Source organism: Pseudoxanthomonas sp. (assembly GCF_036845285.1).
Classification (GTDB): domain Bacteria; phylum Pseudomonadota; class Gammaproteobacteria; order Xanthomonadales; family Xanthomonadaceae; genus Pseudoxanthomonas_A.
Window position 1 is genome coordinate 74,501 of record NZ_DAIUEE010000010.1, and the last position, 20,212, is coordinate 94,712.

General features: G+C 67.9%; 13 protein-coding genes and 1 tRNA gene. 8 read left to right on the top strand and 6 right to left on the bottom strand.

From position 1 onward, the window contains the following. Together V7060_RS13000 and V7060_RS13005 are read left to right on the top strand one after the other, a co-directional pair. On the top strand, positions 1–3,584 hold a 3,584-nt coding region (locus V7060_RS13000), incomplete at its 5' end, for an OmpA family protein (RefSeq protein WP_334179674.1). Positions 3,585–3,595: 11 nt separating this feature from the next. Further along, positions 3,596–7,309 (top strand): hypothetical protein, encoded by a 3,714-nt coding sequence (locus tag V7060_RS13005; RefSeq protein WP_334179675.1) that lies wholly within the window; start codon positions 3,596–3,598, stop codon positions 7,307–7,309. A gap of 51 nt (positions 7,310–7,360) precedes the next feature. Here V7060_RS13005 and V7060_RS13010 read toward each other — a convergent pair whose 3' ends face one another. Next, positions 7,361–10,024, bottom strand: a complete 2,664-nt coding sequence (locus V7060_RS13010) for a serine/threonine-protein kinase (protein ID WP_334179676.1) — start codon at positions 10,022–10,024, stop codon at positions 7,361–7,363. Positions 10,025–10,136: 112 nt separating this feature from the next. Next, positions 10,137–10,213: transfer RNA gene (locus V7060_RS13015), tRNA-Arg, on the bottom strand. 100 nt (positions 10,214–10,313) lie between these two features. Between V7060_RS13015 and ubiA the strand changes: the two genes are divergently transcribed. Both ubiA and V7060_RS13025 read left to right on the top strand, forming a co-directional pair. Next, the gene (gene ubiA, locus V7060_RS13020) at positions 10,314–11,207 is read left to right on the top strand and encodes a 4-hydroxybenzoate octaprenyltransferase (RefSeq protein ID WP_334179677.1); all 894 of its coding nucleotides are present in this window, start codon (positions 10,314–10,316) and stop codon (positions 11,205–11,207) included. 154 nt (positions 11,208–11,361) lie between these two features. Then, positions 11,362–13,086, top strand: coding sequence for a hypothetical protein (locus tag V7060_RS13025; RefSeq protein WP_334179678.1), 1,725 nt, complete (start codon positions 11,362–11,364; stop codon positions 13,084–13,086). 18 nt (positions 13,087–13,104) lie between these two features. Here the strand turns inward: V7060_RS13025 and V7060_RS13030 are convergent, their stop codons facing one another. Beyond that, positions 13,105–13,809, bottom strand: a complete 705-nt coding sequence (locus V7060_RS13030) for a ComF family protein (protein ID WP_334179679.1) — start codon at positions 13,807–13,809, stop codon at positions 13,105–13,107. Positions 13,810–13,870: 61 nt separating this feature from the next. On the opposite strand from V7060_RS13030, the gene bioB reads away from it, so the two are divergent. From bioB to bioC, 4 genes are all read left to right on the top strand, one after another. Further along, positions 13,871–14,947 (top strand): biotin synthase BioB, encoded by a 1,077-nt coding sequence (gene bioB, locus V7060_RS13035; protein WP_334179680.1) that lies wholly within the window; start codon positions 13,871–13,873, stop codon positions 14,945–14,947. A 118-nt stretch (positions 14,948–15,065) separates the two neighbouring features. Next, on the top strand, positions 15,066–16,265 hold the full coding sequence (gene bioF / locus V7060_RS13040) for an 8-amino-7-oxononanoate synthase (RefSeq protein WP_334179681.1): 1,200 nt from the start codon (positions 15,066–15,068) through the stop codon (positions 16,263–16,265). A gap of 59 nt (positions 16,266–16,324) precedes the next feature. Further along, positions 16,325–17,101 carry a pimeloyl-ACP methyl ester esterase BioH gene (gene bioH / locus V7060_RS13045; RefSeq protein WP_334179682.1) on the top strand — a complete coding sequence of 259 codons (777 nt, stop codon included), beginning with the start codon at positions 16,325–16,327 and terminating at the stop codon, positions 17,099–17,101. Beyond that, positions 17,098–17,991 (top strand): malonyl-ACP O-methyltransferase BioC, encoded by an 894-nt coding sequence (gene bioC, locus V7060_RS13050; protein ID WP_334179683.1) that lies wholly within the window; start codon positions 17,098–17,100, stop codon positions 17,989–17,991. The genes bioH and bioC overlap by 4 nt, the downstream gene beginning before the upstream one ends. Before the next feature lie 158 nt (positions 17,992–18,149). Here bioC and V7060_RS13055 read toward each other — a convergent pair whose 3' ends face one another. The 3 genes from V7060_RS13055 to V7060_RS13065 are packed head-to-tail and all read right to left on the bottom strand — an operon-like array spanning position 18,150 to position 20,195. Beyond that, complete coding sequence (locus tag V7060_RS13055; RefSeq protein ID WP_334179684.1) at positions 18,150–18,578, bottom strand: ketosteroid isomerase-related protein; 429 nt, start codon at positions 18,576–18,578, stop codon at positions 18,150–18,152. A gap of 46 nt (positions 18,579–18,624) precedes the next feature. Continuing rightward, positions 18,625–19,233 carry a YdcF family protein gene (locus tag V7060_RS13060; protein WP_334179685.1) on the bottom strand — a complete coding sequence of 203 codons (609 nt, stop codon included), beginning with the start codon at positions 19,231–19,233 and terminating at the stop codon, positions 18,625–18,627. After that, positions 19,230–20,195 (bottom strand): pyridoxal-phosphate dependent enzyme, encoded by a 966-nt coding sequence (locus V7060_RS13065; RefSeq protein ID WP_334179686.1) that lies wholly within the window; start codon positions 20,193–20,195, stop codon positions 19,230–19,232. The genes V7060_RS13060 and V7060_RS13065 overlap by 4 nt, the downstream gene beginning before the upstream one ends. Between the last annotated feature and the right edge of the window lie 17 nt (positions 20,196–20,212).

Genomic DNA, 20,212 nt, shown 5'->3' on the forward strand with positions numbered 1-20,212 from the left:
CGGGCACCGGTTACACGGTGGGCACCTCGACCGCGACGGGCACGATCACGGACGTGGCGCCGACGCTGACGGTGAACATCAGCGGCACGCCGACGATCAACGAAGGCGGCAACCTGGTGTTCCCGGTGACGATGACCGGTGGCACCTCGACGACGGACACCACGGTGACCGTGACCTACACGGGCACGGCGACCAACGGCGTTGACTACACCAATGTGGCGACGGTGGTGATCCCGGCCGGTGCGACGACGGCGGACCTGACGGTGCCGACGCTGACCGACACGATCGTGGAAGGCGACGAGACGGTGATCCCGGCGATCGCCGCGGGCACCGGTTACACGGTGGGCACCTCGACCGCGACGGGCACGATCACGGACGTCACTCCGGCCCAGAGTCTTTTCAAGGCCCTGACCGGGAACGCCGACGCGGACAACAGCGGCTCGGTGAGCGTTGGCGATGTGTTGACGTACACGGTCACCCTGACCAACACCGGTGGTATCGCCTTGCCCAATGTGGTGGTGAATGACGTACTGACCACGCCGGGTAGCGTTACTTGCGCGTCCGTGGCGCCGGGTTCGACCTGCCAGCTGGTGGGCACCTACACCGTGACCCAAGCCGATGCCAATGCCGGCAACATCCGCAATACCGCATTCGCAACGAGTTCGATCTGCCCAGCAAACAGTACAGATCCGGCTTGCACCACGACGATCGACACCCCAGTCGATAATCCTGCGCTGACCTACACCAAGTCGGTCATCCTGCCGGTCGGCCAGACCGAAGTGTCCGTGGGCGACACGCTGACCTACACGCTGCAGGTCCAGGTATCGGATGCGGCCACCACGGCTCCCGTAACGCTGACGGACACGCTGGGCACCGGCCTGACGCTGGCCAACGTGACGGCCGGCGCCTTCAGCTGTGGCAATGGCAATCCGCTGGTCTGCACGCTGCCGTCCGGCACCGTGCCGGGCACGTACGTGGTGACCTACACCGCCATCGTCAACGATCTCGCTTCGGGCTTCGTGCGCAACACCTTGGTCGCCACCGGCGATGATGCCCCGACCTGTCAGGGAGCCTGCCAGACCGCCACGATCGTGACGGAACCCTTGCCGGCCATCATCAGTTACGGCAAGACGGCCGTGTTGCCGGCGGGCCGGACCCAGATGACGACGGGTGACGTGATCACCTACACGCTGACCACGACGATTGTGGCGGCGCCGACGTCTGGCGTCATGACGCTGACCGATACGCTGGGTAGCGGCCTGACGTTCGGGTCGGTCACCAGTGGCGGCGCGTACACCTGCACGCGCACCCAGCCGCTGGTTTGCACCCTGCCGAGCGGCACGGCGCCGGGCGTTTATGAGGTCAGCTACACCGCCACGGTCAACGCGCAGGCGTCGGGCATCGTCCGCAACAGTGTGGTCGGCAGCAGCGACGACAATCCGGTCTGTGCCAGCGATTGCGATGTTGAAACCCCGGTGGCATCGCCGACGTTCCTGGTGAACAAGAGCGCGAATCCCGCCAACGGCACCGCTGTGCAGCCGGGCCAGGTGATCACCTACGTCCTGTCCGTACAGGTAGGCCAGGCGGCCACGCGCGCAGCGGTGACGCTGGTCGATACCCCCGGCCAGGGCCTCACGCTGGGCGCGACGCCGGCGGGCTGTGTGTACAACGGCACGACGATGACCTGCACCTTGCCGGCCGGTACGGCGGTGGGCACGCATACCTTCACCTACACCGCCACCGTGGCCGCCTCGGCGAACGGTCGTGTGTCGAACGTGGTCGTGGCCAGCAGCGGTGATCCGAGCGCTGATCCGCCGACCTGCCAGAGCTGCAGCACCGAACACCAGGTCAATCTGCCCGAAATCCGCCTCAGCAAGTCGGCGGGTGCGCGCGAGGTCAAGGTAGGCGATCTGGTCCGCTACACCCTGACCGTGGAGAACGTGGGGAGCACTGACCTGGTCGGTGGCAGCATCATCGACACCCCGGCAGCGGGCTTCAGCTTCGTCGAAGGTTCGCTGGTAGCCGGCGACGCCGACCGGATGGCCACGGTATCGGGCGGTCATCCGATCCGGATCGACGGTGTGGATGTACGTGCGGGCGAAACCGCAACGCTGGTCTACGTGATGCGCGTCGGTGCGGGCGTCCGCCCGGGCACGCATGTCAACCAGGCGCAGGTGCGTTCGAGCACCGGTGAACCGGTGTCCAACGTGGCCACGGCGGAGGTGACGCTGACGGCGGATGCGCTGGTCGATGACAGCCTGCTGATGGGTACGGTGTTCAATGACCGTGACGGCGATGGTTGGCAGGACAGCGCCGGTCTGAGCGGAGTGAAGGTGCAGGGCGGCTTTGCGCCGGGCGCCTACATCGCCAACTCCACCACGATGGATCGTGGTGCCGGTCCGCAACCCGAGCCGGATGCGAGTTCGCCGATGCTGCACGGCATCGCGGTGGGCACGATCGCCGGCCACCAGTCGGTGGCCGATCCGGTCGACGCGCGCGAGGTGATCATCCGCCAGCGCCTCAGTGAAGTCAGCTTCACCGACGACTTCGTGCTGACCAGCGACCAGGGCATCACCGTGCGCATGGATGCGGCGGGCAACACGCGCGTCGAACAGTCCGGTGATGCGGCCAAGGGCCTGACGGCTGCGGCGCCCACCGTGGAGCGTCGTGTGGCGCAAGGCGAGGGCGGCTATGTGGTCGACTACGTCATCCGCAACGCGGGCATCGACGAACGCGGCATTCCCGGCGTGCGCATCGCATCGGTGGAAGGCTTGCTGATCGAAACCGACCAGTACGGCCGCTACCACCTGGCCGGCGTGTCGGGCGGTGCGTGGGAGCGAGGTCGCAACTTCATCCTGAAGGTCGATCCGTCCACGCTGCCGGCCGGTGCCGAGTTCACCACCGACAACCCGCTGTTGCGCCGGATCACCCCCGGTGTGCCGGTCCGCTTCGACTTCGGCGTGAAACTGCCCGAGCAGGTCATCGAGGGCGGCACCGATCAGGTGGAACTGGAGCTGGGAGACGTGTTCTTCGGCCCCGGCAGCGCCGAGGTCCGTGCGCAGTACCGGCCGGTCATCGAGGCGATGGCCGCCCAGGTGCGCAAGCATGGCGGCGGTGAAGTCGTGATCAGCGCCAACGGTGATGCCGAGACGCTGGCGTTCGACCGCGCCAACGCGGTCAAGGCTGCCCTGCTGCAGGCTCTGGAGCCGGCCGCCGCGAAGGGTCTGGTGGTCAGCGTGCGCGGCAACGTGGACGACCCGGGTTCGCTGGTCGTCGGCGTGGACGAAGGCGGTGCGCTGTTGGGCGCTGTGCTGTTCGATACCGACAAGTCGGCGATCCGCCCCGAGTTCGACCTGTTGCTCGACAAGATCGCGGCCTCCTTGGAGAAACGTGGCGGCGGCAGCATCGCGATCGTCGGCCACACCGACGTGCGCGGTTCCCACGCCTACAACACCGGCCTTGGCATGCGTCGTGCGAAGGCAGTCTACGAAGCCCTTGCCAAGCGTCTGAGCCCGGAGGTGCGCGCGAAGGTTCGCGTCGAATCCAGCAACGATCCGACAGCCCCTGTCGGCGTGCGCAAGTGAAGGGGCGGATCATGAAGAAGCGTATGAAGATGAAGCTGCTGGACTACACGCTGATCGGACTCCTCGCGGGCGCCGCGCCGCTGGCTGGCGCACAGACGACGGCGTCAGTCGCGCACCCTGCGGGCGACGGGCAGAGGCCTGTCGACTGTTCGGACGAGGCGTGCAAGGGCGAGGAAGGCCTGCTGTTCCGCCTGCGTACCCGCAGTTACGACAAGCCGGTCACCCACGACACCAGCGAAGCGTCGTCCTCGCCGGCCTTGCAGCCCGATCGGCGCGTGACGATCGCGACCGAGCAGCCCGGCAAGGCCACCGCGATGGGCAAGTTCTCCATCGACCTGCCGGGAGGCGGTGTGATCTGGGCGACGGAGGATCCTACGCTCGGACAGCCGGAGTTGTCGGTGTCCGCACCGACGATGATCGCGTTCGACGGCCAGCGCATCACCAAGCCGGTGCAGTTCTATGTCCGGGGCAACTATCCGGCCTTCATCAAGCGGCTGGAGATTTCGCTGTACCGCAGCAGCGATGCCGACTTGATCGAACCCGTCGCCACCGTGCCGCTGGACGTGGCCGGCGTGACCCAGGCGGATTGGGATGGTGCGCTGCCGTCCAGGTATCCGTTCCGCAAGGGCGATGAACTGGTCTACGTGTTGCGCGCCTACGGAGAGGGCGACAGCTTCGACGAAACCTATCCGCGCACCCTGCAGCTGGTTTCGCCCGAAGAAGCCGAGCGTGGCATGAACCTGCTGCGCGACAGCGCCGAACGCGCCCTCGGCACATCGTTGTCGAGCGAACAGGCACAGGCACAGCGCCAGCTGGATGACGTGTTCTCGGGGAACGGACTGCGCCAGCAGAACATCCCGATGTACGGCTCGCGCATCCGTATCCAGGGTCGCAACATCCCGGAGCGTGCGCAGCTGACCATCAATGGCGAGCAGTATCCGGTCGACCTGGAACGCAAGTTCGTCGCCGAGTACCTCGTGCCTGTCGGCCGGCATCGCTTCGATATCGGGGTGGGCGATGGACAGAACCGTGGCGCCGGCTCGCCGGCCACGGCGCATACGCTGGACGTCGACGTCACCGGACGCTACTTCTTCGGGGTCGGCCTGGCCGACGTCACCATCGCACAGAACAAGGTCAGTGGTTCAGGAGCGGCGTTCGCCAACGACACGCGCTACCAGGACGACGTGATCAGCGATGGCCGCCTGGCGTTCTACGGCAAGGCCAAGTATCGCGGCAAGTACCTGGTCACCGCACAGGCGGATACCACCCAGCGGGATCTCGAGCGCCTGTTCAACGGCTTCACCGAAGCCGACCCGCAGGATGTGTTCCGCCGGCTGGATCCTGATCTCTACTACCCGGTCTACGGCGACGACTCCACGACGTATCGCGATGTGGACACGATGGGCCGCTTCTACCTGCGTGTCGACTGGGACAAGAACCAGGCACTGTGGGGCAATTACAGCACCGGCATCACCGGTACCGAATACGCGCAGTACCAGCGCTCGCTGTATGGCGCGGCGCTGAACTGGCGCTCCAATGCGACCAACCGCTGGGGCGACCCGGGCAGCGAACTCCGCCTGTTCGGCTCCCAGGCCGAGACCGCGCCCGGCCACAACGAGTTCATTGGTACCGGTGGCAGCCTGTACTACCTGCGGCATACCGACCTGTTGCCAGGTTCGGATGTGGTGACGCTGGAGATTCGCGACCTGACCACCGGCCGCACTGAAAACCGCGTGGTCCTGCAACGCGGGACGGATTACGAGATCGACGAGTTGCAGGGACGTGTGCTGTTGACGCGGCCGCTGGCGCAGATCAGTCGCGAGAACACTCCCACGCTGACGCGCGACACGCCGCTGGATGGCTTCGAACAGCGTCTGATCGTCGATTACGAATGGGTGCCGTCGGGTTTCGATGCCGATGACGTCACGGCCGGTTTCCGCGGCAAGCACTGGTTCGGCAACCACGTCGGCCTGGGTGCGACCTATGTGCAGGAAAACCGCGCGGGCCAAGACTATACGCTGGCTGCCGGCGACCTGACGTTGCAGGCGGGCAAGGGGACCTACCTCAAGGCCGAGTACGCGCAGACCGAATCGTTCGGTGCGCCGGTGTTCTTCTCCGATAACGGTGGCCTCAGCTTCATCCAGCAGAACGACACGGCATTGTTCCGCGAGGGCGATGCCAAGTCGCTGGAGGCGCGGGCCAACTTCAAGGAACTGGGTTGGACCGAGCAGGACTGGAGCGTGGGTGCGTGGTGGCGCAATACCAGTGCCGGCTATTCCATCTCGCGCTACGACACCGGTCGTCCGGTGACCGAGTACGGTGCCGAACTGCTGGGCCAGTTCACGCCGAACCTTGGCCTGTACACGCGCTACACCCGTGCCGAGAGCGGTGCCGAGTCGCTGACGCAGGCGCAGGCGACACTGGAATGGCGCGTCAACGATGCGAGCACCTTCAGCGCCGAAGTGCGTCGCGTCGACCAGGAGGGCACGTCGGCCGATGCGGCCGGCACGCTGGGTGCATTGAAGTACCTGCACCGCTTCGGCAGCACGCTGGAGCTGTACGGCATCGGGCAGGTGACGCTGGATGACGATGGCGGCCAGTACGCGGACAACAACGCGCTGACGCTGGGCGGCAAGTATCTGTACGGCAACCAGTCGTCGGTCGGCGCGGAAGTGACGACTGGCGACCGCGGTGAAGCGGCCACGGTCAACGCCGAGCACCGCCTGACCGCGGAGCACTCGATCTACGGCGCCTACACCTACTCCACCGACACCACCGACTACGACTCGCTGTTCAACCGCAGCGCGCAGAACGGCTGGACGCTGGGCCAGCGCTGGCGCCTGTCCAACCAGGTGAACCTGTACAACGAAAGCCAGTTCCTGAAGGAGCGCGATGCATCGGGACTCGCACACACCTTCGGCATGGATTTCTATCCGGCGCAGGGTTGGAACATGGGCTTCACGCTGTCCGATGGCGAACTGACCAACTCGGCCGGCGGCAACGTCGATCGCCGTGCGATCAGTGTCTCGGGTGGCCGGACATCGCCGGATACCGACTGGCAGAGCAAGCTGGAATGGCGTGAGGACCACGGCGCCGAGCAGCGTGAACAGTGGGTCAGCACCAATCGCCTGACGCACAGGATCAACGACAGCTGGCGCATCGCGGCGCGATTGAACTATGCCGATACCGACGACCAGCTGGATCCGCTGGCCAGTGCGCGCTTCATCGAAGGCAATGTCGGTTTCGCCTTCCGTCCGTGGGACAACCAGCGCTGGGGTGTGTTCGGCCGCTACACCTACCTGTATGACCTCGCCACGCTGGGTCAGGTCGGTGGCGCGGACTACGACCAGAAGTCGCAGATCCTCTCGTTCGAGGGCGTGTACAAGCTGGACCAGCACTGGGAATTCGCCGGCAAGCTGGCGCGTCGCGAAGGCGAAGTGCGCCTGGGTCGCGGTACCGGCGCGTGGCTCGATTCGGCCACGACGTTCGGCGCGGCGCAGGTGCGTTACGACCTGCGTACGCAGTGGCATGCGCTGGCGGAGTACCGCTGGCTCGACGTGGACGACGGAGGTTCGAGGCGTGGCTTCCTGGTGGGCGTCGATCGCGACCTCAGCAAGAACTTCCGCATCGGCGTGGGCTACAACTTCACCGACTTCAGCGATGACCTGACCGACTTCGACTACGACCACAAGGGTTTCTTCCTGAACCTCGTGGGTACGTACTGACAACGTCCCGGGCGTGAACGCGCCCGTCGGCTTCCGCCACGTGGCGCCTGGTCACTCCACGGGCGTTCGCGTCGCGTCGGACGAAACGGCCTGTGTTGCATCGTGCCAAGGGGCGCCTACCAGCGCCTCCCGGATCATCGCCGTGGTGGCATGGCGTGCGCCAAGGTGGCGACGGGCTTCCACGAGTGCGTCCTGCAGCAGCGTTTCGGCCTGATGCCGGGCGGCGGGCGAGGAGGATTCTGCCGGCGTGTCGCGTTCCAGCAACGCCTGCGCCAGCCAGTACCGGGCGGTGGGCGAAGGCCAGTGGCGTTGGGTGTTCGCATGGATGACTTCCTGCAGCAGGCTCGCTGCTTCACCTCGCCTTGTCCACGCGTCGGTGGCAGTCGCAGCGAGCGCCATCAGTGCGCGTGCCTGCGCTTCCTTGGCCGACAGCGTCGCGGGATGGCGCGGGCCCAGCGCGCGTTCGAGCAACTGGACGGACTGCTGCGCAAGCTCGAAGCCCTTGCGCGGATCTTCGTGCGAGGCCAGGCGGGCTTCAAGCAACAGCTGGTGCGCGAATTCCGGATGCTGGGTGCCATAGGCGGCGACGATGGCCTGGCGTGACGCCATCAACGCGCCAGCCGGCACGGCGGCGGTGCCGGCGCGTTGTTCGGCGACCTCGAGCTGCAGGCGCAGGCTGCGTGCGGTGTCCGGATGGTCCGGCCCCAGTCGCTGGCGGCGCGCGTCGAACAGGGTGGCGGCCAGTTCCGTCGCTTCTCCGTAGCGCTGCGCGAGGAGCAGCCACCGAAGTCTGGCTTCGTTGACGCTGTCCTCCAGCGATGGCGTCCCGCCCAGGGCTGCGGCAGCGGCGCGTTGCAGGTCCCGCTCCGCGCCCGCCAGATCCATCAATTGGAGGTGCCACTCTCCCCGCAGGACGAGCAGTTCGATGCGGACGTCGCGTGCCGCACGCGAAGACAGGCCCGCGGCGCTCTCCTGTGCAAAGGCCAGCGTATCGAATGAAGCGTCGTACTCCGATAGCGCCCAGTGCGCGCGTGCGAGTTCGACCAGCAGGTCAAGCGTGGCGGGAGCTGCGACGTGCGTCGAGGCGGATCGCTGCAAACCCTGTGTAGCGATGTCGCGCGCCTCCGCGTGGCGCGCCTGCAGGTTGAGCAGCATCGCCAGCATGGCGAGGGTGTCCGACGGATCCCCGTCATGGTTCGCCAACAACCGGTTGGCTTCGCCGGCCAGCGTGAGCGCATGCGGATAGTCGCCGAGCGCTGCATAGCTGCGCGCCAGCGAGGCAAGCGCTCTGGCCTTGATGGCGGGACTCGACGGCAGGGAGAGTGCGCGCAGCTGCGTTTCGGCGTTTTCGAGCACCAGGCGTGACGACGGGCGTGCCTCGGCCAGTCCCGACAGCGTCACGACACCCAGGGTCTGCTCGAACACGGTGGATACCGCGCGGGTGTCGCGCAGCGCCTGGCGATCCTGGAGCTGCAACCATCCGAGCACACCGGCACTGGTGACGCCCGCCACGAGCACGCCGCCGGCCAGCGTGCTGGCCAGCGCGTTCCGCTGCAGGAAACGTTGGATCACGTAAAGGCGACGACCGCCCCTGGCCCGTACCGGGCGACGCGCCAGCCAGTGTTCCAGGTCTTCGGTCAGTGCTTCGACGCTGCCGTACCGGTCGGCGGGTGAGGTGGCAACGGCCCGCAGCGCGATCGCATCGAGATCGCCCTGGAGGCGCTTGCGCAGTTGGCGTGGGTGCGGATACCCGCGTGCCCGGGCCACATCGGCCGCGGCCGTCGCCGCCAGTGTGGAGGGCGCCCGTGCCGAGTCCGTGCTGGACAGTCCGATGAGCGCGGCGTGCAGCGATACCAGGGGACGGGGCCAGTCACCGACGAGCAGCTGGTACAGCATCACGCCGAGGGAATAGATGTCGCTGGCGGCGGAAGCGGCTGCGCCATGGAGGATTTCCGGCGCCGCATACCCGTTGGAGATGGCGATGCGCGCTGGCGCCGCGCCGTCGAGGCTGCCGGTCACGGCAGACAGTCCGAAATCGACCAGATGCACCCGGCCATCGGCCGATACCAGCAGGTTGCCGGGCTTGATGTCCTGGTGCAGCACGCCATGGCCATGCGCGTATCGCAGCGCGTCGCACGCCTGCAGAAGCAGGCGGATGCGTTCGGCCAGCGTGAGGCGCTGCTGGTCCGCCCAGAGATCCATCGCCGTGCCGTGCACCAAGCGCATGGCGAACCAGGGCCTGCCGTCGGCTTCGATGCCGCCGTCCAGCAGGGGCGCGATGTTCGGGTGGTCGAGATGCGCGAGGTGGTTGCGCTCGCGCATGAACGCATCGATCAGGTGCGGCGACGACATCTCGGCCCGCATGCACTTCAGCGCGACCTGCTTCTCGTACTCGCCGTCGGCGCGGCAGGCTTCGTAGACGGTGCCCATGCCGCCGGATCCGATCACGCGATCGATGCGCCATGGCCCCAGGCGATTGCCGATGCGGGTGGCCGACGGATCGGCATCGTCTTCCGCCGGGGATTCAGACAGCGCATCGAACGCAACGCCTTCCAGCGGATGCCCGGCGGCATCCGCCGTCAGCAACCGCAGCAGTGCGTCATGGAGCGCGGGTTCGTACGCCTGCAGTCGCTGGAGGGCGCTTGAGCGCTGCAGGGGCGCCAGTTCGACGTACTGGTCGAACAGGTCCAGCGCACGGACTTCCAGATCGGACATCGGCGACGGTCAGTGACGGGCGGGACGTCGCGCATGCAGGATGCGAAGCGGCCGCCGACCCGGTGTCGCGAGGGTATCGCGCTTCGCGGTGTGCGTGGAGTCGAGGAAAAGATGGCGCGCCCGGAGGGATTCGAACCCCCGACCAATGGCTTCGGAAGCCACTACTCTATCCGGCTGAGCTACGAGCGCACGGGACGGGCATTCTAGCCGCAAACCGGTGCCCTGGCCCACTCTGCGGCGGGCGGCGGGGAGTCCTGGCCCTTGTGGCGGGCCTGTTACCCTTTCCCGCATGGGATACGAGCATTTCGAAAGGGCGGGAACCGCACGCTGGCGTGAGCGACTGGGCCAGTACTGGAAGCTGGTGCGTGGCGACCGGCCGATCGGCGTGCTGCTGCTGCTGTGGCCGACATGGTGGGCGCTGTGGCTGGCGGCGGAAGGCATGCCACCGATGTGGACGCTGTTCGTGTTCACGGCGGGCGTGTGGCTGACCCGCTCGGCGGGCTGCGTGATCAACGACTACGCGGACCGCTGGCTGGACCCGCAGGTCGAGCGGACGCGCGGACGTCCGTTGGCGACCGGCGCGGTATCGGGGCGCGAGGCACTGGTCGTGTTCGCCGTGCTGATGCTGGTCGCCTTCGGGCTGGTGCTGACGTTGAATCGCCTGACTGCCTGGCTGAGTGTCGTCGGCGTGTTCCTTGCCGCAAGTTATCCCTACCTCAAGCGTTACACCTATCTGCCCCAGGTGTACCTGGGCATGGCATTCGGCTGGGGCATTCCGATGGCGTTCGCTTCCGTGAGGAGCGAGGTACCTGCCGTTGCATGGGTGCTGTACGGCGCCAATATCCTGTGGGCCACCGCCTACGACACCTGGTACGCCATGGTGGATCGGGAAGACGACCTGCGCGCCGGGTCCAAATCCACCGCCATCCTGTTCGGCGATCTCGATCTGGTCATCCAGGGCGTGCTTTACAGCCTGGTCTTCGTTGCGCTGTACCTGGTGGGGCGTCAGGCGGGGCTGGGCGTGTACTACTGGGCGGGCGTGGGTGCAGCCGTGCTGTTGGTCGTTTCACAGTTCTGGATGGCGCGCCATCGGGAGCGCGACGCGTGCTTCCGCGCCTTCCTGCACAACAACTGGGTGGGTGCGGCGATCTTCATCGGACTGGCGTTGGATCTGACCCGCTGAGCGGCGTCGTGCGTGTTCGATAAAGCGCACATAGCGTGATACGTTTCACAATTGTTCGACGTGATTGCATGTGACGCACGACATGGCAAAACAAGACAGGGGCACGGGAATCGCAGGGTTCCTTTCAGTGGGGCGCGGGCGCTGGATGGTGGGCGTGGTGTTGGCGGCATGCCTGGGCAACGCTGCGGCGCAGACCGTGCGATGGGAGGACTACCGCGGCAACGACCGCGTCGGCGCCGTGTACACCGGCCCCGCAGGCGCGCCGACGTTCGCCAACAACACCGGCACCGGCGCGACCCGCCTGAATGCCCTGCGTGCGATCGCCGCCAACCCTGCCAATGCCGTGCGCACCGGCACCGCGGCGGACATCAACTACCGCGCGGCCGCCAACAACCTCTGCAACCTGGATTCGCCGGCCACCAGCGCCGTCTCCTGCGGCCTGCAAGCGATGGGGCGCGTGTCGTATGCGTTGATCCAGTTTCCGCAGGCAGGCACCTACAGCGTCAGCATCGCGCATGACGACAACGTGGAACTCGGCTTCTCCAGCGACTACGCCAACACGGCGTACCGGACGGCCTCGTACGACGTTCCCGTCGGCACGGTCAACGACTGGACCGCCAACGAGGACACGTACGTCAGCCTGGGCACGTTCACCGCCGCCAACGCCAACAGCTGCGCGCTGGTACGCATGTACTGGCTCAACCACGGCGGCATCAACCACGCGCGGCTGCGCTGGACGGTGCCGGGCAACGCCACGCCGGCCATCATTCCCGCGACAGCCTTCCGCGATCCTGCGGCGGCCGCGAGTTCGATCGGCTGCAACGGTTCGATCACCGGCAACGGCACCACCATCACGCTGAACAAGGTCCTGGGTGCGCCGCGCGCCGATGCGAGCGACCAGTTCACCGTGCAGATCGGCGCCACGTCCACGGCCGGCACGCTGCGTGAAGCCACCACCGCGGGTGCCGGTGTTGGCCAACAGGCCAGCACGGGCGCGCTTGCGGTGACCACCGGTGTGACCTACTACCTGCGCGACATCATGGCGGCCGGCAGCGCATCGACGCTCGCAGGCGCGTACACGGCGACGATCACCTGCACGCGCAATGGCACGGCGTTCACTCCGGGCGGGGCATCGCCGACGTGGAACGTCACCCCGGCCGCCAACGACCAGATCGTGTGCGCCATCACCAACACGTCGCGCCCCATCCTGCGGCTGAGCAAGGAACTGCCCGATGGCCGCCTGCAGGCTGCGGACCAGTTCGCGCTCTCCATCGCAGGAACGGGTGCCGGCGCCGGCGCGTCGGTGACCACCACGGGTACGACCACCGCGCCGACCCAGGTGGCGATCGTCAGCCCGGCGACGGCGGGCGCCAACTACACCTTCTCCGAAACCGGGGCGGGCGGTGCGAACCTCGCCGACTACACCACGACCTACACCTGCACGAACGCGCGCAGCGGAGGAGGGACGGCCAGCGGAAACGCCGCCTCGTTCGCATTCACCCCGGTGGCGGGCGACCAGCTGGACTGCATCTTCCGCAACGTGCGGATTCCCCGCACCGATCTGGTGGTCACCAAGGTCGCCAACCCTGGCACGGCGCTCGCGGGCAGCGTGGTGAGCTACACCGTGACCACCAACAATCCGGGCCCCAGCGCCGTCAACGGCACGGTGATCCGCGACACCCCTGGCCCCGGCCTGAACTGCGCCGATCCCTCGGCCACGGCTGCGTGCGCCGCGTCCGGCGGGGCGGCATGTCCCGGTGCCACGGTGCCGATCGCCAGCCTGACGGGCACGGGCGTGGCCATTGCCACGTTCCCGGCCGGCGGCCAGATCGTGCTGACGCTGCAATGCCGCGTCACCGCGACCGGTTTCGCGCCCTGATGCGATGCGCGCGTGCCGTCAGGGCACGCGTGCGCAGACCCACGCATCCACGCGTTCCGCACCCGCGTCGAGCAGCGCGCGGGCGGCGGCATGCAGGGTCGCGCCCGTGGTCATGACGTCATCGACCAAGGCGACATGGTCCGGTGGCCTAGCGTGGGATGGAACGGCGAAGGCGCGGGCGACATTCCGTTGCCGCTGACCGGCATCGAGTTCGGACTGGGGCGCGGTGGGGCGTACGCGCTGCAGCAGCTCCTGGCGCAGCGGCAGGCCGAGCACCGTGGCCAGCGGGCGCGCGAGTTCGAGCGCCTGGTCGTACCCGCGCTGGCGCATGCGATGCGGGTGCAGGGGCACCGGTACGATCGCGTTCGGGCGCGGCGCCGACCCCAGCGACTGGGCCATCAGGCCTGACATCAGCCGCCCGGCGGCAAGGTCGCGATGGAATTTGAAGCGTGGCACCAGCCGGTCCAGCGGAAACCCGTAGACGAAGACCGCCCGGGTCTGCGTCAACGTCGAGTGTTGTCCCAGGCACGCCCCGCACTCGCCGTCCGCCGCCAGCGGTATCCCGCAGCGCAGGCAGGACGTGCGATTCCATGGAAGCCGTTCCGTGCATGAAGCGCAAAGATCGGCGCCGTTGAACCCGCGTTCGCGACATATCAGGCATCGGGGTGCGAGTAGCAGGCAGGCGGCGCGCTGCCACCAACCGTCAACTTTCAAAGCATCCATGCGGTTGACAGGGCGAAGCCCGGTTTCCAGACTTCCCCGACTGTATTCCCGCGAGGCCGCGATGTCCGCTCACATTTCCACTGAAGTACCGGCACTGCGCCACGACTGGCAACGCGAGGAGCTGCTGGGCCTGTTCGACCTGCCGTTCCCCGAGCTGCTGCACCGGGCGGCCTCCGTGCATCGCACGCGGTTCGATCCCTCCGAGGTCCAGGTGTCCACGCTGCTGTCGGTAAAGACCGGCGGCTGCCCGGAAGACTGCGCGTACTGCCCGCAGGCACAGCGCTACGACACCGGGGTGTCCGCGCAGAAGCTGATGGACGCCGAGCAGGTGCTGGCCAAGGCCGCACAGGCGAAGGCCGCGGGAGCGTCCCGCTTCTGCATGGGCGCGGCCTGGCGCTCGCCGAAGGACCGCGACATCCCCAAGGTCGCCGAGATGATCCGCGGCGTGAAGGCGCTGGGGCTGGAGACCTGCGCCACGCTCGGCATGCTGAGCGGCGAGCAGGCGCACGCGCTGAAGGACGCCGGGCTGGACTACTACAACCACAACCTCGACACCGCGCCGGAGTTCTACGGCGACGTGATCCGGACGCGCGAGTACCAGGATCGCCTGGACACGCTGTCGCACGTGCGCGATGCCGGCATGAAGACCTGCTGCGGCGGCATCGTCGGCATGGGCGAATCGCGTGCGCAGCGCGCCGGCCTGCTGCAGGCGCTGGCGAACCTGCCGTCGCACCCGGATTCGGTGCCGATCAACCGGCTGGTGCAGGTGGCGGGCACGCCGCTGCATGGCACCACCGAACTGGATCCGTTCGAGTTCGTCCGTACCATCGCCGTCGCCCGCATCGTCATGCCGGCCTCGATGGTGCGGCTGTCGGCCGGTCGCGAGGCGATGAGCGACGAACTGCAGGCGCTGTGCTTCCTCGCCGGCGCCAATTCGATCTTCTACGGCGAGAAGCTGCTGACCACCGGCAACCCGGACACCGGGCGGGACCAGGCGCTGTTCGCACGCCTGGGCCTGCGGCCGATGGCGGTACAGGTGGAAAACAGCCACGACCATCACAGAACCGACGTCCCCGGCAGCGGTACGGTGCATGCCGACATCACCCGTCCCGAGCCGTCCTGCGGCCGGGCGGCATAGTCGGGGCAACAGGGGGCAGTACCGGACGACGCACGCTGGCGCGGGAACGCGGCCGGTGCGTCGTCGTCGACGGTCTTCCCGCTCTGCCTCGGCGCCTTCTTCGCCAGGCCACGCCGACATGAACCGCACCGACCTGCACGACCGCATCCTCGCCCAGCGCCAGCAACGGATCGCACTGGGCCGGCAACGCACGCGCCGCACCGTCGCGCGTCGCGATGGCGTACGGGTCGAAGTCAACGGTCGCTGGCTGACCGAGTTCAGCAGCAACGACTACCTGGGCCTCGCCCAGCAGTTCGAAGTCACCAATGCCCTGCAGGACGCCGCCGCGCGCGAGGGTGCCGGTGCCGGCGCATCGCATCTGGTCAGTGGCCACCACGCATCGCACGAGGCGCTGGAGCGCGACATCGCCGACTGGCTGGGCTATCCGCGCGCCCTGTTGTTCGGCAGCGGCTACCTCGCCAACCTCGCCGTGCAGCAGGCGCTGATGGAAGACGGCGATGTCTGCGTGCAGGACCGGCTCAACCACGCCAGCCTGATCGATGCGACCCGTCTCGCCGGCGCCAAGCTGCGCCGCTATCCGCACCTCGATCCCGAAGGTGCGCTGCGCCAGCTGAAGCTGCACGCGGAAGGCGCCGCGATGCTGGTCACCGACGGCGTCTTCAGCATGGACGGCGACACCGCGCCACTGCGTTCGCTCAGCCTGGTCGCGCGCATGCAGCAGGCGGTGTTCTTCGTCGACGATGCGCATGGGGTCGGCGTGCGCGGCCCCGACGGGCGCGGCAGCGTGGCCGAGGCGCGCATGGGCGTGGCGGACGTGCCGCTGCAACTGGTCACGCTGGGCAAGGCGCTGGGTGGCTACGGGGCGGTCGTGGTCGGCGAAGACACGTTGATCCAGCATCTGGCCGAAACCGCGCGGCCTTACATCTACACCACGGCGATGCCGCCCGCACTGGCTGCCGCCACGCGCGTTGCGGTCAAGCATGCACGCCGCGACCAGTGGCGCCGCGAAAAGCTGCACTCGCTGGTGGACCGCTTCCGCAACGGCGCGCAGCGTGCGGGCCTGCAGCTGATGGCGTCCGACTCGCCGATCCAGCCGGTGCTGTGCGGCAGCGATGCCACCGCGATGGCGCTGTCCGCTGCGCTGGACAGCGCCGGCTACCTGGTGCCGGCCATCCGTCCGCCCACCGTGCCGGATGGCAAGGCGCGGCTGCGCGTGACGCTGTCGGCGCTGCATTCGCTGCAGGAGGTGGACGGCCTGGTCGCCACGCTGGCGCGCTCGTGGGATGCCGTGCAGCGCGTGCACGGCGCCGTCGCCTGATCGAGCCGCCGGGTGTTCGCACGATCCTGCACCGCGCGGGATCGGCGACAATACGCGGCATGCATATCGAAACCATCGGCAACGGCCCGTCCCTGGTGCTGCTGCACGGCTGGGCGCTGCATGGCGGCGTGTTCGCGCCGCTGGTGAAGCGCCTGTCCGACCGCTACACGCTCCATCTCGTCGACCTGCCCGGGCATGGCCACAGCCGCGGCAGTGAGGTCGCGTTGACGCTGGATGCGACCGTCGACGCCGTCCTGGCCAGTACACCGCCGGCCGTTTGGCTGGCATGGTCGCTCGGGGGGCTGTTCGCCCTGCATGCGGCTGCCACCTCGTCGCAGGTGCGAGGGCTGGCGATGGTGGCGGCGACGCCGCGCTTCGTGCGCGGGGACGGCTGGCAGCACGCGGTGCTCGCCAGTGTGTTCGCGCAGTTCGGCAGCGACCTGAGCGACGACTACGGGGGCACACTGGACCGCTTCCTCGCCCTGGATACGATGGGTTCCGAACACGCACGCAGCGAGCTGCGCACGTTGAAGCAGGATCTCTACGCGCGCGGCGGACCCGCGCCGTCCGCATTGCGCGCCGGCCTGCAACTGCTCGAACAGTCGGACTTGCGCGCGACGCTGCCTGCGTTGTCCGTGCCCAGCCTGTGGCTGGCAGGGCGTCGCGACCTGCTGGTGCCCTCGAAGGCGATGCAGGCCGCGGCCGCGATGGCGCCGGAGTCCACTTTCGTCGAGATCGCCGGTGGTGGCCACGCGCCGTTCCTCGGTCACGCCGACCTCGTCGCCGCCGACGTCGATCGCTTCATGCGGTCGCTGCCGCAGGATGGGACGGCATGACCTTCGACCAGCGCCATATCCGTCGCGCGTTCTCGCGCTCCGCCGCCGGCTACGACGCGGCAGCGGCCCTGCAACACGAAGTCGAGAAACGGCTGCTCGAGTCGCTGGACTATTTCACCTTGCGACAGGGGCAGGACGCCGTCGAGCCGAAGGTGGTGCTGGACGTGGGCTGCGGTCCCGCGCATGCGGCCGCGGCGATGCGCAAGCGCTGGCCGAAGGCGCAGGTCATCGCCGTGGACATGGCCTTGCCGATGTTGCGCGAGGCGAAGAAGCAGGCCGGCTGGTGGAAGCCGTTCCATCGCGTCTGCGCCGACCAGCGCGCGTTGCCATTGGCCGATGGCAGCGCCGACGTGCTGTTCTGCAACCTGAGCCTGCAATGGGTGGACGACCTGCCGCACGTATTCAACGGCTTCCGCCGCGTACTGAAGCCCGGCGGCCTGCTGGTGTGCTCCACCTTCGGACCCGAGACACTGCAGGAACTGCGCGACGCCTTCGCGCACGCCGACGACACACCGCATGTCAGTCCGTTTCCACCCATCGCGCAGTTCGGCGATGCGTTGATGCTGGCCGGTTTCCGCGATCCCGTGCTCGACCGCGACCGCTTTACCCTGACCTACGACGACCTGCCTGCCTTGATGCGCGAGCTGCGTGCGATGGGAGCGACCAACGCCCTGCGGCATCGCCGGCACACGCTCACCGGGCGCGCACGCTTCGCGGCGGCGGCCGCAGCGTACGAACCGCTTCGGCGCGCCGACGGCAAACTGCCCAGCACATGGGACGTCATCTACGCGCATGCGTGGTCGCCGCCGCCGGGTGCGCCGATCCGGGGGCAGGGCGAGGACATCGCCACGGTGCCGCTGTCGAAGATTCCGATCAGGCGAAAACTGTAGGAGGGGCTTCAGCCCCGACCGCCCGTCTTCAGATAGAGAACGATCTGGAGAGGATGCAGTGAAGTGCGAGGTACGTGGCCCCCGCCTTCTCCCGCTACACCATCGGCATCAGGGTTGCAGGAGGCCATGATCGGGGCTGAAGCCCCTCCTACACGAAATCAACCGCCGACTTGCCGGATCCAGTCCTGCAGGTTGTAGTAGTTGGTGACGCGTGCGATGCGGTCGTCGCGGATGTCGAAGAACGCGCCGCCTGGCAGCACGTAGGTCTGGCCGTTCGCGGGCGGCAGGCCTTCGTCGGTGTGGAGGTATTCGCCATGCACGATGTATTCGGCGGCCGCATGCTGGCCGTCCTGGGTGACCAGCACCACGATGTCGCGCAGCTGTTCGCGGTAACTCGCGTTCATGCGTCCGAGAAAGGCGGCGAAGGCCTCGCGGCCGGTTTCGCGTGCGCCCTGGTTGAGATCGTGCACCACGTCGTCGGCCAGCATGGCCAGCATGCCTTCCCAGTCGCCGCGGTTGAAGGCGGCGTAGTAGGTGAGGACGAGCTCGGTGGCGCGGTCCTGCCGGCGCGTGCCGTCGATCTTCATGCGGAATCCCGTGGGGAGGGCGACACTTCGATCATACGCCACGCCATCAGCGCGGCAGCCGGTCGCGATGGAAGAAATACACTTCCTGCAGCAGGAAGCGCCAGCGCGTGGCGAAGCTGCGGAAGCGGCTGGTCGGCGTGGGCGAACCGACCGAGCGGATGCCGAGATCCCGGCTGATCCGCAATGCGCGCGCCATGTGCAGCGGATCGCTGACGATGATGACGGTGTGCAGCTTGTGCTGCTGCATCAACACGCGGGCCTGGCGCAGGTTGTCGTGCGTGTTGCGCGACAACGATTCGATCAGGATCGCCTTCGCCGGAACGCCCTCGCGCATCGCGTAACGGCGTGCCACCTGCGATTCGGAAAAGCGCGCGCCAGTCCCGCCATAGCCACCGGTGAAGATCAGTGTCGGCGCCAGGCCGCGCTTGTACAGGTCGATGCCGTGGCGGATGCGCTCCTCGAACACGGGCGACGGTTTGGCGTCGTAGGCCGCCGCGCCGAGCACGATGATCGCATCGGCGGGCACGGCGTCGTCGCGCTGACCTACCCAGACGATGTAGGCGGCCACGCCGGCCAGCCAGACCAGCGCGAGAAACAACAGGCGCCACATCCATCCGATGAAGCCGCGCCCGGTTTTCTTCCTGCGCAGGGTCATGCGGCGCGCTCCCACGGCAGGGCAGCGAGGTCGACATTGCCGCCGGACAGCACCACGCCCACGCGTTGTCCGGCGAATCGTCCGGGGTGCCGCAGGATCGCTGCCAGGGCGATGGCCGAAGAGGGTTCCACGAGCAGCTTCAGGCATTGCCACAGCAGGCGCATTGCGGCGAGCGTGTCGGCGTCGGGCACCGTGACGACATCCACCGCGTAGGTGCGCAGCAATGCGAAGTTGGGTTCACCCAGCGTGCCGCGCAGGCCGTCGCAGAGGGTGTCGGGCACGAAGTCGACGCGGCGCTCGCCGGCCGCCAGCGAATCGGCGGTATCCGCGGCGCCTTCCGGTTCGGCGCCGATGATGTGGCAATCCGGCGCGGTCGCCGCCGCAGTGATCGCGGTGCCGGACAGCAATCCCCCTCCGCCGACCGGCGCGACCAGGGCATCCAGCGGACCCTGCGCGTTGAGCAGTTCCAGGGCGGCGGTACCCTGGCCGGCGATGACGTGCGGATGGGTGTACGGATGGATCAGGCTGGCGCCGGTTTCGGCCTCCACGCGTGCGGCGGCGGCTTCGCGCGCCTCGATGGTCGCTGCACAGCGATGCAGCGTCGCACCGTAGCGGGCGATGTTGGCGAGCTTGGCGGCGTTTGCGCCCTCCGGCACCACCACGTGGCAGGCGATGCTGCGGGTGCGGGCCGCCAGCGCCAGGGCCGCGCCGTGGTTGCCCGACGAATGCGTCACCACGCCACGCGTGGCGGTGGCGTCATCCAGTGCCCAGACCGCATTGCAGGCCCCGCGGAACTTGAACGCGCCACTCCGCTGCAGTGGCTCCGCCTTGAAGTGGAGATGGCAGCCGGCCAGCGTGTCGAGTGCGCTCGATCGCAGGACGGGCGTGGCGTGGGCGTGGGGGGCGATACGGGCGGCGGCGGCGAGGACGTCGTCGAAGGTGGGCAGGAGAGGCGTCGGCATGCGGAAAGGTTAGCGCA